13 protein-coding genes and 1 other RNA gene are annotated in these 12,788 nt (G+C 40.2%); 5 read left to right on the forward strand and 9 right to left on the reverse strand.

Features of this window, described 5'->3' with window-relative positions; all coding sequences use genetic code 11:
• Genes ACFX4W_RS17150 through ACFX4W_RS17165 form a run of 4 tightly spaced genes read right to left on the reverse strand, consistent with a single transcriptional unit; the run spans position 1 to position 3,276 of the window.
• The gene (locus ACFX4W_RS17150) at positions 1–465 is read right to left on the reverse strand and encodes a molybdenum cofactor biosynthesis protein MoaE (RefSeq protein ID WP_013059682.1); all 465 of its coding nucleotides are present in this window, start codon (positions 463–465) and stop codon (positions 1–3) included.
• Complete coding sequence (mobB, locus tag ACFX4W_RS17155) at positions 462–989, reverse strand: molybdopterin-guanine dinucleotide biosynthesis protein B (RefSeq protein WP_162215076.1); 528 nt, start codon at positions 987–989, stop codon at positions 462–464. Before mobB ends, ACFX4W_RS17150 begins: the two co-directional genes overlap by 4 nt.
• On the reverse strand, positions 977–2,242 hold the full coding sequence (locus tag ACFX4W_RS17160) for a molybdopterin molybdotransferase MoeA (RefSeq protein ID WP_377559823.1): 1,266 nt from the start codon (positions 2,240–2,242) through the stop codon (positions 977–979). Before ACFX4W_RS17160 ends, mobB begins: the two co-directional genes overlap by 13 nt.
• A 17-nt stretch (positions 2,243–2,259) precedes the next feature.
• Positions 2,260–3,276: a molybdopterin-synthase adenylyltransferase MoeB gene (locus ACFX4W_RS17165; RefSeq protein WP_162215078.1), complete on the reverse strand. Its 1,017-nt coding sequence runs from the start codon at positions 3,274–3,276 to the stop codon at positions 2,260–2,262.
• A gap of 161 nt (positions 3,277–3,437) precedes the next feature.
• Here ACFX4W_RS17165 and mobA point away from each other — a divergent pair, with 161 nt between their 5' ends.
• Positions 3,438–4,007, forward strand: a complete 570-nt coding sequence (mobA, locus tag ACFX4W_RS17170; protein ID WP_377559825.1) for a molybdenum cofactor guanylyltransferase — start codon at positions 3,438–3,440, stop codon at positions 4,005–4,007.
• A 12-nt stretch (positions 4,008–4,019) separates the two neighbouring features.
• On the opposite strand, the gene moaA is transcribed toward mobA, so the two are convergent.
• From moaA to ACFX4W_RS17185, 3 genes are all read right to left on the reverse strand, one after another.
• The gene (moaA, locus tag ACFX4W_RS17175; RefSeq protein WP_013085378.1) at positions 4,020–5,036 is read right to left on the reverse strand and encodes a GTP 3',8-cyclase MoaA; all 1,017 of its coding nucleotides are present in this window, start codon (positions 5,034–5,036) and stop codon (positions 4,020–4,022) included.
• Between the two features lie 46 nt (positions 5,037–5,082).
• Entirely contained in the window at positions 5,083–5,829 is a 747-nt protein-coding gene (gene fdhD / locus ACFX4W_RS17180; protein ID WP_370506938.1) for a formate dehydrogenase accessory sulfurtransferase FdhD, read from the reverse strand.
• A gap of 66 nt (positions 5,830–5,895) precedes the next feature.
• A complete protein-coding gene (locus ACFX4W_RS17185) occupies positions 5,896–6,240 on the reverse strand; it encodes a Na-translocating system protein MpsC family protein (RefSeq protein ID WP_013085380.1) in 345 nt (114 codons plus the stop codon).
• A 364-nt stretch (positions 6,241–6,604) separates the two neighbouring features.
• On the opposite strand from ACFX4W_RS17185, the gene fdhF reads away from it, so the two are divergent.
• The 4 genes from fdhF to modB all read left to right on the forward strand — a co-directional run bounded on the left by fdhF (position 6,605) and on the right by modB (position 11,622).
• A complete protein-coding gene (fdhF, locus tag ACFX4W_RS17190) occupies positions 6,605–9,544 on the forward strand; it encodes a formate dehydrogenase subunit alpha (RefSeq protein ID WP_162215080.1) in 2,940 nt (979 codons plus the stop codon).
• Positions 9,545–9,555: 11 nt separating this feature from the next.
• On the forward strand, positions 9,556–10,035 hold the full coding sequence (locus tag ACFX4W_RS17195) for a helical membrane plugin domain-containing protein (protein WP_013085382.1): 480 nt from the start codon (positions 9,556–9,558) through the stop codon (positions 10,033–10,035).
• Between the two features lie 125 nt (positions 10,036–10,160).
• The gene (gene modA, locus ACFX4W_RS17200; protein ID WP_034648423.1) at positions 10,161–10,958 is read left to right on the forward strand and encodes a molybdate ABC transporter substrate-binding protein; all 798 of its coding nucleotides are present in this window, start codon (positions 10,161–10,163) and stop codon (positions 10,956–10,958) included.
• 7 nt (positions 10,959–10,965) lie between these two features.
• On the forward strand, positions 10,966–11,622 hold the full coding sequence (modB, locus tag ACFX4W_RS17205; RefSeq protein ID WP_013059693.1) for a molybdate ABC transporter permease subunit: 657 nt from the start codon (positions 10,966–10,968) through the stop codon (positions 11,620–11,622).
• Between the two features lie 155 nt (positions 11,623–11,777).
• Here the strand turns inward: modB and ssrA are convergent.
• Together ssrA and smpB are read right to left on the reverse strand one after the other, a co-directional pair.
• Positions 11,778–12,139: a transfer-messenger RNA gene (gene ssrA / locus ACFX4W_RS17210) on the reverse strand.
• Positions 12,140–12,276: 137 nt separating this feature from the next.
• On the reverse strand, positions 12,277–12,744 hold the full coding sequence (gene smpB, locus ACFX4W_RS17215) for an SsrA-binding protein SmpB (RefSeq protein ID WP_034648422.1): 468 nt from the start codon (positions 12,742–12,744) through the stop codon (positions 12,277–12,279).
• Positions 12,745–12,788 lie beyond the last annotated feature (44 nt).

Below are 12,788 nucleotides of genomic sequence, written 5' to 3' on the forward strand. Positions count from 1 at the left end.
TTACATCTCCTTCATTGGCTTTCCTTCAGGATATTCTTTCGTTTCTAACTGATCTCCAATCCATTTTGTTCCGTCTTCCCAAAATTCCTTTTTCCAAATTGGCACAATTTGCTTAATACGTTCAATAGCATACTCGTTTGCTTCATAAGCTGTTTTGCGATGCGGAGAAGAAACGGCAATAACTACTGCGACTTCTGTTATATCAAGCTTCCCGATTCGATGAGTAATAGCTGTCAAAGCATCGGGCCACTTTTCCTGAATTTCGTCACCAATTTGGCTAAGCATTTTCACTGCCATTGGCACATAGGCTTGATATTCAAGAGAGAGCGTCTTCTTGCCTTTTGTAAATTCTCTTACCGTTCCAATAAATGTCGTAATAGCTCCCGCGTCTCTTCTAGAAACTTTTTTAATTATTTCATCTACGGCAATTGGCTGATTTACTACTTCAAATAAGTGCTGGTTCATCTTCTTTCCCCCACTTCTTTCAATAAAAAATTAAGATAAAGTTCGTCTTCTTGTAAGTGAAATATTGGATATGCTCCCTGCACTTCTTTTTTTAGCGGAACGTGACTAATCACGCATATAATATTGGTTAGAGAGGAAAGCAGAACAAGATCTTCTTCACTTCGAATCAAGACTGCTTTTGGATAGGATTCTTTTTTATATCCTTCAACAAAAATGACATCTGGCGAGAAAAATTGATAAAAATCAATCAGCTTTTTTAGGCTCCAGTCTTTACTAACTGCCGTAAGCTGAAGGATTCCACCTCCCTCTACACCTGCCACATCGGCACCTGCTTGCTGGTGGCGATGACTGTCTTTTAGCTCACTGCTGCTATCTGGAGGTCCGCCGTGTCCATGATGCTTAATAGAACCTACACATAGATTGAATTGCTTCGCTCTTTTAATGAGCTTTTCCACTAAAGTAGTTTTTCCGCTGTTTTGAAATCCAACTACTTGTAAAACGGTACAACAAGCTACCAAGGCCATTCACTTCCCCGCACGTCATCTAGCAATAAGACGTCAACCAGCATTCCTTCTTTGTATCCTCTCGTCCCTCCAGGAAATATAATTAATGTATCTGCATGAGCTAAAGAAGAAACAGCACTAGATTTTGTAAAGCTTAATGGAGAAGCAATGAGCTGTCCTTCCCTGTATGAAAGCCTGCCAGATACAAATCGCATAAAAGGATTTGGCTTTAAAAAGTCTTTTCCTAACAAAGCTTTTTCTTTCCGAAGATGAGGGGCGCTCTTACCCGCATATGTACTGATTACCGGACGAGCCAGAAGTTCAAAACCGACATAGCACGCTGTAGGATTTCCCGAGAGGCCAAATAAAAGCTTTTCTTCCATACGAGCAACCGTTGTTACACTGCCTGGCCTCATCGCTATTTTATTAAAAAGAACTTCGGCTTGTAATTGCTTATAAACATCTGGTAGATAATCATAGTCTCCTACTGAAACGCCGCCCGTTGTAATCAGCATGTCCACTTCTGATAGTGCAGATTTTACCGCATTGTAGCACTCACTTAAATCATCGGGCATGATACCAAAATAGTTCACTTCGCCTCCAGCTTTTTCAATTTGCGCACGCAGCATATGAGTATTGCTATTACGAATTTTGCCCCGTTCAACAGGATCACTCACTTCCACTAGTTCACTTCCAGTTGCAAGTAATCCAACTACAGGTTTTTTGAAGACAGCTACGTTACTATAGCCAAATGTGGCTAAAAGAGCAGCTACTCCCGGAGTGATATACGTTCCTTTCGAAGCTAACACAGTTCCTTTTGTTGTTTCTTCTCCTTGAAAAGAAATGTTATCTCCGCTGTTAAACGAACGCTTGATTTGAACGATCGGCTGATTGTCTTTCGTATATTCTTTTGTTACTTCAAGCATGGCAACCGCATCGCAGCCTTTGGGAATAGGAGCTCCTGTCATAATACGCACAGCCTGCATCGCGCTGACTGTATGTTCAAAAATAGAACCCGCTCCTATTTCTCCTCGAACAGCCAGTTCTACTGGATGAAGTGATGATGCCTCTTTCGTATCTTGCGACCGAATGGCAAAACCATCATATGGAGAACGATCAAAAGCAGGAATGTCATGATCTGCTATTAAATCTTCAGCTAAAAATCTGCCGTGAGCTTCTTCAAGCGCAATGATTTCTTGCTTTCCGTTTTTTGCATACTGCATCACTCGTCCAACGCATTCTCCGACAGGGATAGGAGTTCGCTTTTCTCTCATTCTTTTCACTCCTTTACTCATCCTAGTAAACGATAATATAAGCTTCTCGCAAATTGAATATCATTCGTTCCATGAATAAATACACGGCCATCTTGAAAAATTACAAAGCGCTGCTCTGGAAGCTGACATGACAGAAGATATGGATTGCGGTCCACTTTCCCCTGTTTTTTTAACCGTTTTTCCAATTCATCGAAGTTGTACAAATGGCGCTGCGAGGGCCTGATTTGAACCGTCTCTCTGCCGCACAGAACGTCTGTTTTAAGCTGATTTTCATACGCTAAGTACGGATAAGTTTGGGTTGATCCGCAAGAAGAACATTTATCACTTTTCATTTTGCCCGTCTTAAATTCAGCATGCTGATTATTCCAGGCATCAAAGGTTAGAAATGTGTGGCGCAAAGCTTCAACATCTTCGACTAAAATTTTTAATGCTTCGGTTATTTGATAGGCTGCCACAATTTGAACAGCGGGACTAATAATTCCTGCTGTCTCACAGGTTGCTCCTCCGACAGGCACTTTTTTCAATATGCAGTGCAGACAAGGGGTTACATTTGGGATAACAGTATAAGTGGCGCCATAACTCCCTACACATGAGCCGTATATCCAAGGAACTTCATACTTATGTGACAAATCATTTAAAATAAAACGGATGTCGAAGTTGTCTGTCGCATCGATGATCACATCGGCTGTTTGGACGATACTTTCTAAATTAGCAGGCTGAGCATCCATCACCAGCGCTTCAATCTTCACTTCCGTGTTTATTTGACGCAAACGATTTTTTGCTGCTACAGCTTTAGGTAGTTTGTTTTGCGCATCTTGTTCTGTATAAAGCTGCTGACGCTGTAGATTACTCCATTCTACATAATCACGATCTACAAGAGTCAATTTTCCAATTCCAGCACGCACAAGGGCTTCTGCGCTAGCGCTGCCTAGAGCCCCTGCACCTACAACTAAAACATGCTTACTTCTAATTTGCTGCAGCCCTTTGTTTCCAATGGGCTGGAAAAGCTGCTGACGTGAATAACGTTCTGTCACTCTTTTCTCTCCCTTTCTCATTCAATCTCTGACTTCACTATCTATTCCTTCGTCAAAGATATTTCTTTAGAAACATGCTATTATACACATAAAGCTACGCTGCTTTACAGAGACTTTTTTGCATAAATATACAAATATATTTTGATGGAGGTATTTAATAAATGTCCATTGCAGGCATTGTATTAGCAGGAGGAAAATCTTCTCGCTACGGTAAACCAAAAATGTTTGAAACCTATAACAAGAAATCATTTTACGAATATAGTATAGATGCATTAAAAGAAAATCACGTCACACCTATACTTGTGTCTACCAACCAAGATTTACTCCCTTATTTTCAAAGAAAGGATGTTGCATTTGCAGTTGAAAAATGCCCGTATCAAGGTCCTTTGTATGCAATTCATCACGCTTTAACTGCGATCGATTGCTGCGCTGAATGGTTCTTTATTCTTTCTTGCGATATTCCTTTTATTAATGCTGAGTTTGTTCATCACATGATCACACTGACCCAAACGGACTCACCTGACATTGTTCTTCCTGTTCAGCCTGATCACATTCACCCGCTTCTAGCACTCTATCACCGTAGAACGCTTCCTCTTATTGAACAACTCGTTACACAAGGTGAAGGAAGGCTTACGCAATTGTTGAATCAGACAAACGTCCTTCGCGTGCCTTTTTCAGCAGAAGATCCCACTTTTATAAATGTGAATCATCGCAGTGATTGGGAAGTATAAAGCTTCTTTGAATTATCCACCAATATGAGACATTTCCACTTTTTCAGCGCCTTGGACCTGTCTTCCATTAGCTCGTTCGTCTGAGTAACGATCTTTCCGATGATTCCAGATATCAGAAATGGTGTCACAAACAGTATGATCAGAGGCTTCTGACCGTATCAGTGTGCGGAGGTCATATCCTTTTGATGCGAACAAACAGGTATAGAGCTTTCCTTCAGCCGATACTCTTGCGCGTGAACAAGTGGAACAGAATGAATCTGTGACAGATGAAATGATACCAATTTCCTCTTCTGTCCCGACGTATCGATACCTGGTGGCTACTTCTCCCGTATAATGAGGTGTAATTTCTTCAAGAGGCATTTCTTGTCCAACTATATCAAGAATTTGTTTCTTTGTTATAACCTCATCCATTTTCCATCCGTTTGAATTTCCAACATCCATATATTCAATAAAACGCAGCGTATGTTTTTTGTCTTTAAAATAGTGGGCCATCGGAAGAATATCCTGCTCATTCTTGCCTTTTTGGACAACCATGTTTATTTTGACTGAAATCCCCGCAAGAGCTGCTGCTTCTATTCCTTCTAATACTCGTTTTACGCTTCCTCGGTTTCCATTCAACTCTTGAAATCTCACTTCATCAAGCGAGTCTAAGCTAACGGTTACTCTTGATAATCCCGCTTTTGATAAGGCTTCTGCATGCTTCTTTAACAGTGAGCCGTTTGTTGTTATGGCAATATCATCTATACCCTCAATTTGCTTCAGACGATTGATTAGATCTGGCAAGCCTTTTCTTAGCAGCGGCTCTCCTCCCGTTATACGCACTTTTTTTACTCCTAGCGATGCGAATAATCTAGTGAGTCTCTCTAATTCATCAAACGAAAGAATGTTTTCGGCAGGTAAAAATGGATAGTCTGCCCCAAAAATTTCTTCAGGCATACAATATCGACAGCGAAAGTTACAGCGATCTGTTACTGACAAACGCAAGTCTCGTAAAGGACGCTTTAAAGTATCAACTATAGCGTATGACATCTGCCTCATCTCTCCTCTCTCTAGCTGTCAGCTTCTCCACAGCAGATTAACTCTCTCTTAAAATTCTTTCCGGGCATGTATAAATATTCAACGAATCATTTCGAATAAACCCTACCGTTGTAATTCCCAATTCTTCTGCTAGATTTAAAGCAAGTTCAGTCGGGGCGGATTTTGAAAGAACCACTTCACACCCGATCTTCGCTACTTTCAACAAAATTTCTGAAGAAATACGGCCGCTGAAAACGACTACTTTATCTCTAATTGAAATATGGTGTTTTAAGCAATACCCGTATAGTTTATCTAGAGCATTATGCCTACCAATGTCCATTCTGCTAAGCATAAAGCCATTTTTATCACAAATAGCAGCGTTATGAACGCCACCCGTTTCTTGAAACGTAGCAGCAGATTGCTGCAGCTTATTCATCAATTGAAAACAATCCTTAATTGAAAGTTCTACCGATATATCGTTCATTTTTTTAGCAGTCAGTGCATCATTTATAAAGACAAACCCTTGTCTGCTCGCCCCGCAGCAAGACGTGATATATCGTTTATTTTGAAGGTTTTGAAAATACGGGTTTAATTTATCTATTGTAACATGAACATACCCTTCTTTTTCTTGAACCCATATGTTTTTAATGTCTGTGTATGCTCGGATAACCCCTTCAGATGCTAAATAGCCAATTACCATATCTTCAATGTATTGTGGGCTACATACCATCGTGACAAACTCTTCTTCATTAATTTTCACAGTCACAGGAAACTCCGTTACAATTTTATCTTCCACGCTTTCCATTTGACCATTTTTAAATCTAAGAACTGTACGCTTCTTAACGGTCGAGTTCATGTGATGTCTCCTTTTTTAAATAATGTTTTTATCAAAAACGAATACGGAAACCGCTATATTTTCTTTTATTTTCATATCTGAAAATAAATTAACCAACTTTGCTCCTACCAATTCTTCTAACCCTTCCGGCGGATTCGATGCATATACATCTTGGATCATTTTTGTTCGAGCTAGATGAACCATGTCACATCCTTCAGCAGTGCTTGCAATAAATGTTTCTGTCGGAGTTAAATTTCCATACAGTGTTGAGACAGCCATATTTTCAACAAAAACCGTATGTATTCTTTCCGGTCCTTTTCCAAATAAATCTTTTCGAAGCTTCCGAATAATATCATTAAATTCATGAATAGTTTTTGACATAATCAACGCTCTCCCACCGATTAAAATTAAATTGTGCATTTTATTCCTACAGTTTTTTTATCATAAATCAACACTTCAAAAAATAAAAGCCCAAAATCTTTGCAGCAAAACTTTTGAAGAGAGTTGGGTATTTAAAAAAGTTGTGCATTTAAAAACGTAGCGATATAATTATAAATAACCGAGATGGAATAATAATAATGAATTGTTATTACTCTATCACTTTTTCTTAACGATATAAATGGGCCGGATTGGCATATTAGTAAGACCTGCTAGTAAACTATTCCACCATGATTGCACTTCCCTTATTTAATTAGGCGTGTGTATTCATGGTGGTTTTTTGTTTTTATATAAAGGAGGAAAACAAATGAGTCGTGAAATCATCACTGTTCATATAAATGGTAACGAATACAAGGCAGCTTCAGGCTCTACCATACTCGAAATTATTAATCAGCAAAGCATTGAGCACCCTCAGATTTGTTATGTTCCTGAAGTGGATCCTATTCAAACTTGTGACACATGTATCGTTGAAATGAATGGCGAGTTAGTTCGTTCTTGTTCTACAAAAGCTGAAAACGGCATGAAGATTGAATTACAATCAGCACCCGCAAAAGCGGCACAGACGGAAGCAATGGATCGTTTATTAGAAAATCATTTGCTATACTGCACCGTTTGCGACAATAACAACGGAAACTGTAAATTACATAACACAGCCGAAATGATGGAGATTGAACATCAAAAATACCCCTATACGCCAAAGGCCTCAGAGAATGAAGTCGATATGTCTCATCCGTTCTACCGTTATGACCCTAATCAATGCATCGCTTGTGGCCAATGCGTAGAGGTTTGTCAAAATCTTCAAGTTAATGAAACACTCTCTATCGACTGGGAAGCGAAACGCCCCCGCGTTCTCTGGGATGACGGTGTAGCAATCAATGAATCTTCTTGTGTGAGCTGCGGTCAATGTGTAACCGTATGCCCTTGTAATGCCTTGATGGAAAAATCCATGCTTGGAGAAGCTGGATTTATGACTGGGCTTCCAAAAGACGTTTTAAATCCAATGATTGATTTAGTTAAAGAAGTAGAACCTGGATACAGCGGAATTTTTGCTGTTTCAGAAGTGGAAGCCGCTATGCGCGAAACACGCACAAAAAAAACAAAAACTGTCTGTACATTTTGCGGAGTTGGATGTTCATTTGAAGTATGGACAAAAGGCCGTGAAATCCTTAAAGTTCAGCCTAGCTCTGATGCTCCCGCAAATGCCATTTCAACCTGTGTAAAAGGAAAATTCGGCTGGGATTTTGTAAACTCTGAAAAACGTATTACTAAGCCTTTAATCCGAAAAAATGGTGCATTTGTAGAGTCGTCATGGGAAGAAGCCCTCGACTTAGTAGCAAGCAGGTTAAGCTCTATTAATCAGCAGTATGGACATGGATCAGTTGGTTTTATTTCTTCTTCTAAGATTACAAACGAAGAAAACTATGTTATTCAAAAGCTGGCTCGCCAAATGTTTGAAACAAATGACGTAGACAACTGCTCTCGCTACTGTCAGTCTCCTGCAACTGATGGATTATTTCGAACAGTGGGAATGGGAGGCGATGCCGGCACGATAAAAGACATCGCAAAAGCTGGACTGGTTATCATCGTTGGAGCTAACCCTGCTGAAGGTCATCCTGTATTAGCAACTCGCATCAAACGCGCGCACAAGCTTCATGACCAAAAACTAATCGTCGCAGATTTGCGCAAAAACGAAATGGCTGAACGCTCTGACATTTTCATCAGTCCAAAACAAGGTACGGACCAAGTATGGCTAATGGCTGTAACAAAATACATGATTGACCAAGGATGGCACAATGAAAAATTCATCCAAGAAAACGTCAACTATTTTGAAGACTTTCACTCTTTGCTTGAAAAGTACACGCTTGAATATGCTGAACAAATTACGGGTATTCCAGCAGCAACGCTCATTCAAATAGCTGAAATGATTCGAGACGCCGATGGAACCTGTGTGCTGTGGGGCATGGGCGTAACGCAAAATACGGGAGGCTCTGATACATCAGCGGCTATCTCAAACCTGTTGCTTGCTACTGGAAACTATCGACGCCCTGAAGCGGGCGCTTATCCGCTCCGAGGCCACAATAACGTCCAAGGAGCATGTGATATGGGAACTCTTCCTGCTTGGCTTCCAGGCTATCAGCACGTCACAGACTCAGTCGCCCGAGCGAAATTTGAAAAAGCATACGGTGTAAAAATTAAAGATAAGCCAGGGCTTGATAATATTCAAATGCTGCATTCAATTGATGAAGGAAAAATGAAGGCCATGTACCTTGTCGGAGAAGATATGGCTCTTGTTGATTCAAATGCTAACCATGTACACGAAATATTATCAAATTTAGATTTTTTTGTCGTCCAAGACATTTTCCTTTCGAGAACGGCTCAATATGCTGATGTTGTACTTCCTGCTGTTCCTTCTCTTGAAAAAGACGGAACATTTACCAATACGGAGCGACGTGTCCAAAGATTGTATCAAGCATTACCAACGCTCGGTGATTCAAAGCCGGATTGGTGGATTGTTCAAGAGATTGCCAACCGCTTAGGTGCGAACTGGACGTATACACATCCTGGTGATATCTTTGCAGAAATGGCTAGTCTATCACCTTTATTCAGCCAAGCCAGCTACGAAAATCTTGAAGGCTGGAATAGCTTCTTATGGGGGAGCTTAGAGGGAAAAAGCACGCCGTTACTTTACGTCGATGGGTTTAATTTCCCAGATAAAAAAGCGCGCTTTGCTTTATCACATTGGGTACTTCCTGCCGAATTCCCAGAAGAATATGATCTACACATTAATAATGGAAGAATGTTAGAACATTTTCATGAAGGGAATATGACCAATAAATCGAGCGGCATCCAATCAAAAGTACCGGAAGTATTTGTAGAAATTTCACCTCAGCTTGCCAAGGAGCGTGAAATTGAAGAAGGTTCGCTTGTCAGATTAATCTCACCGTTTGGAGCAGTAAAAGTACAGGCATTAATTACAGAGCGAGTAAAAGCAAATGAGCTGTATCTTCCAATGCACTCTGTTCATAAAGATTCGGCTATTAACTTCTTGACCGGACCTGCAGTCGACCAACGAACAAATACGCCGGCTTACAAACAAACAAAAGTACGGATGGAAGTATTAAGTAAAGGTGGAGAAACGCCTTTACCGTCTACAAATCCGCGTAACAAAAAACGTCATCCTCAAAATGGGGTCGAGGTTCAGCGTAAATGGAACCGTCCTGGCTACGTCCATTTAACAAGTAAATAGGAGGAGAAAAGATGGCACAACCTATTACAGAAATTAAGAAACCTCTTCTAAGCGAGGAAGAAGAAAAACAACAAAAATTAGAAGATTTAACTTCTCTGCTGGCAGATAATGAAGAAGCATTGAACCGTATTCTCGGTATTGTTGGCGAACTTAACGACATGGGTGTTCTTGAAGCTGCTGATTCAATGATTCAAGCGAAAGAAAAAATCTCAAAAATTGCGCTTCATCAAATTTCCAGAGAACCGGTAACCAATTTAATTAATACTCTTATGGGTGCAAGCAGCGGTTTGATGAAGGCAGATCCAGAGGTAACTGCTAAACTTGTAAATAGCGCAACAGCTGGTATGAACGAAGCGAATGAATATGTAAAAACCGGAAAAAAAGTAAGTGCATTAGCTCTTATAAAAGCGCTAAACGATCCAGATGTCAATCGTGCAATTGGATTTGGGCTTCACTTTTTAAAAGGAATGGGCAAAGCGTTGGAAGAATAAATGAAGCAGCGACTTGAAAGTTTTCCCCCTTTCAAGTCGCTGTTTTCTTTTTAGGAAGTCAAATTTAAAATGAACGTGATATAGTTATACTAAATTGCTTTACTACAACTAACTGAGGTGACACGATGCAACAATACTTTAAACCCTTATTCGCACTATTATTTTTAATTATGTTTACTGCTGCTTGTTCGAACGAAACAAATACCGATCAATCCGCAGCTCAGCACAAAAACATCAGCTTAACGATATCCGCTGCGGCCAGCTTAAAAGATGCGCTCACTGATATTCAAAAGCAATATGAAAAAAAGCATCCAAATATAGACTTGAAATTTAATTTTGGAGCTTCAGGCTCGCTGCAACAGCAAGTTACAAACGGCGCACCTGTTGATTTATTTTTTTCAGCAGCGGAAGACAAGTTTGATGCACTAGTAAAAGCAGGAGCTATCTCCAAAGAGAATGGTGCTGACTTGGTTGGCAATGACCTTGTGCTTATCGTGCCAAAGAATAATACGTCTGCTATCACAAATTTTGAAGATCTATCAAAGCCGACTGTTCAAAAAATTGCACTTGGAATACCAGAATCCGTTCCTGCCGGACAGTATGCGAAGGAGACTTTTGAACACATGAATCTCTGGAAAAACATTGAGCCAAAAACCGTCTATGCGAAAGACGTACGCCAGGTGCTTTCCTATGTAGAGACAGGAAACGTTGAAGCTGGGGTGGTTTATAAAACCGATGCCTTGATTTCAAAAAAGGTGAAGATTGTCGCTACTGCAGATAATAGCACTCACAAACCAATTGTATATCCTGTAGGCGTTATTAAGGATTCGAAACATCCACAAGAAGCAAAAGCTTTTTATCAATTTTTACAAAGTAAGACGGCTCTTGACACTTTAAAGAAATACGGTTTCACTGCAAATTGAGGCCGCTATGATTCAAGAATTTTTATCTCCTCTTCAGCTATCGCTTAAAATTGCATTAGTAGCAGGATTTGTCGTTATTATTTTAGGCACTGTTATAGGAAAACTGTTATCCAGGAAACACTTTAAGGGAAAAGTGATGATTGAAACGGCGTTAATGCTCCCGTTGGTGCTCCCTCCGTCCGTTGTTGGATTTTTATTGATTGTCATATTCGGGAAACACAGCCTGCTCGGCCGGGCAATTGAATGGGTCTTTCAACAACCCGTTATTTTCACATGGTGGGCAGCTGTTATTGCCTCCGTTGTCGTTGCGTTTCCGCTTATGTATCAATCTGCCAAAACAGGCTTTCAAGGCGTTGATTACGAAATTGAAGACGCAGCTCGAGTAGATGGTGCAAGCGAATGGAAAGTCTTTTTCTTTATTTCTATCCCTTTAGCTTCTAAAGCCATCGTAACAGGAGGAGTGCTAAGTCTGGCAAGAGCACTCGGAGAGTTTGGAGCCACTTTGATGTTTGCCGGCAATATTCCAGGTGAAACTCAAACTGTGCCTACCGCTATCTACGTAGCGATTGACTCTGGAAACATGAATCTCGCTTGGCTATGGGTTATTTCAATCGTCTTTCTTTCCTTTCTTATGCTGCTTTTTGTTCAGCTTAAACAAAAATAAAAGGATGCCTCTTTGTGTAACAGGCATCCTTTTATTTCTTTCCTGCTTTTTTCAATTTTACATAAATTATAAATTAAAAAGGAGCTAATCAAATGAAGAGCATACATTTGATTAACTCCTGTTATAGGTAAGGTAAGCCACCATACAATATGTATTGGTGGAGACGGTGGGAGTCGAACCCACGTCCAGAAATATCGCCACTTAAGCGTCTACGAGTGTAGTTGGCATATTGATCATTCGCGAGCTGTTCTGCCTACCAACAGGCGTCCCAGTCGCTAGTCTGATTATTCTCTTCCTTCGTCCTCAGACGGCGAACTCCGGCGTAGCCCACTTAAAGTGAGTCCCTTACCCTACCACATGGGCGATGGAGGGAGGAACCGCTAAGCTACTATTATGCAGCTAAAGCGAAGTTATTGTTAGATTTGCCAGTTATTATTGGCGTTGATGTTTTAACGAGGCCATCTCCTCGACTCGCAACCTAAGCTCGAACTACCCCTGTCGAATCCGTAACGTCCCCATATAAAAGGGAGTCGGAATGTGTAAGAAAAAATCTTACATCAGATAGCGACTTCAGTGTGCAAAATGAAATCTAACTGATAACAATACTTATTATATCACAAAATGAGCATTTTGCAATTGTAAGATTTTGTAATGTTACATCTTTTGACGATCACGAAATGCTCGTTCGATATCGCGCTTCGCTTCTTTTTGCTTTAAGTCTTCACGCTTGTCATATTTCTTTTTACCCTTACCAAGCCCTAGTAAAACCTTTGCGTATCCATTTTTTAAATACACTTTTAAAGGAACTAATGAATAACCCGTTTCTTTTGAATAGCCAATTAGCTTGCTGATTTCACGCTTATGCAGCAATAGCTTTCGTGTACGCAACGGCTCATGATTGTATCGATTTCCTTGTTCGTAAGGACTAACGTGCATATTGTGTAGAAATACTTCTCCGTTTTGCACACGAGCAAAAGAGTCCTTTAAATTTACACGCCCATTACGAATTGATTTAATTTCCGTTCCTTGTAGAACAATACCCGTCTCATATGTTTCTTCAATAAAAAAGTCGTGGCGGGCTTTTTTGTTTTGTGCAATTAATTTCCCTTCACCTTTTGGCATAAAACGTTCCTTCCCTTCAGCCGTACTTACGTATATGTATGATA

It is taken from the genome of Priestia sp. YIM B13489, assembly GCF_042787645.1.
Classification (GTDB): Bacteria; Bacillota; Bacilli; order Bacillales; family Bacillaceae_H; genus Priestia; species Priestia megaterium.

Coding starts and splice junctions, on each gene's coding strand:
- mobA (WP_377559825.1), top strand. CDS start 3,438: ATGTCCATTGCAGGCATTGTATTAGCAGGAGGAAAATCTTCTCGCTAC.
- fdhD (WP_370506938.1), bottom strand. CDS start 5,829: ATGGAAAGCGTGGAAGATAAAATTGTAACGGAGTTTCCTGTGACTGTG.
- moaA (WP_013085378.1), bottom strand. CDS start 5,036: ATGTCATACGCTATAGTTGATACTTTAAAGCGTCCTTTACGAGACTTG.
- smpB (WP_034648422.1), bottom strand. CDS start 12,744: ATGCCAAAAGGTGAAGGGAAATTAATTGCACAAAACAAAAAAGCCCGC.
- mobB (WP_162215076.1), bottom strand. CDS start 989: ATGGCCTTGGTAGCTTGTTGTACCGTTTTACAAGTAGTTGGATTTCAA.
- fdhF (WP_162215080.1), top strand. CDS start 6,605: ATGAGTCGTGAAATCATCACTGTTCATATAAATGGTAACGAATACAAG.
- modB (WP_013059693.1), top strand. CDS start 10,966: ATGATTCAAGAATTTTTATCTCCTCTTCAGCTATCGCTTAAAATTGCA.
- ACFX4W_RS17185 (WP_013085380.1), bottom strand. CDS start 6,240: ATGTCAAAAACTATTCATGAATTTAATGATATTATTCGGAAGCTTCGA.
- ACFX4W_RS17195 (WP_013085382.1), top strand. CDS start 9,556: ATGGCACAACCTATTACAGAAATTAAGAAACCTCTTCTAAGCGAGGAA.
- ACFX4W_RS17150 (WP_013059682.1), bottom strand. CDS start 465: ATGAACCAGCACTTATTTGAAGTAGTAAATCAGCCAATTGCCGTAGAT.
- modA (WP_034648423.1), top strand. CDS start 10,161: ATGCAACAATACTTTAAACCCTTATTCGCACTATTATTTTTAATTATG.
- ACFX4W_RS17160 (WP_377559823.1), bottom strand. CDS start 2,242: ATGAGAGAAAAGCGAACTCCTATCCCTGTCGGAGAATGCGTTGGACGA.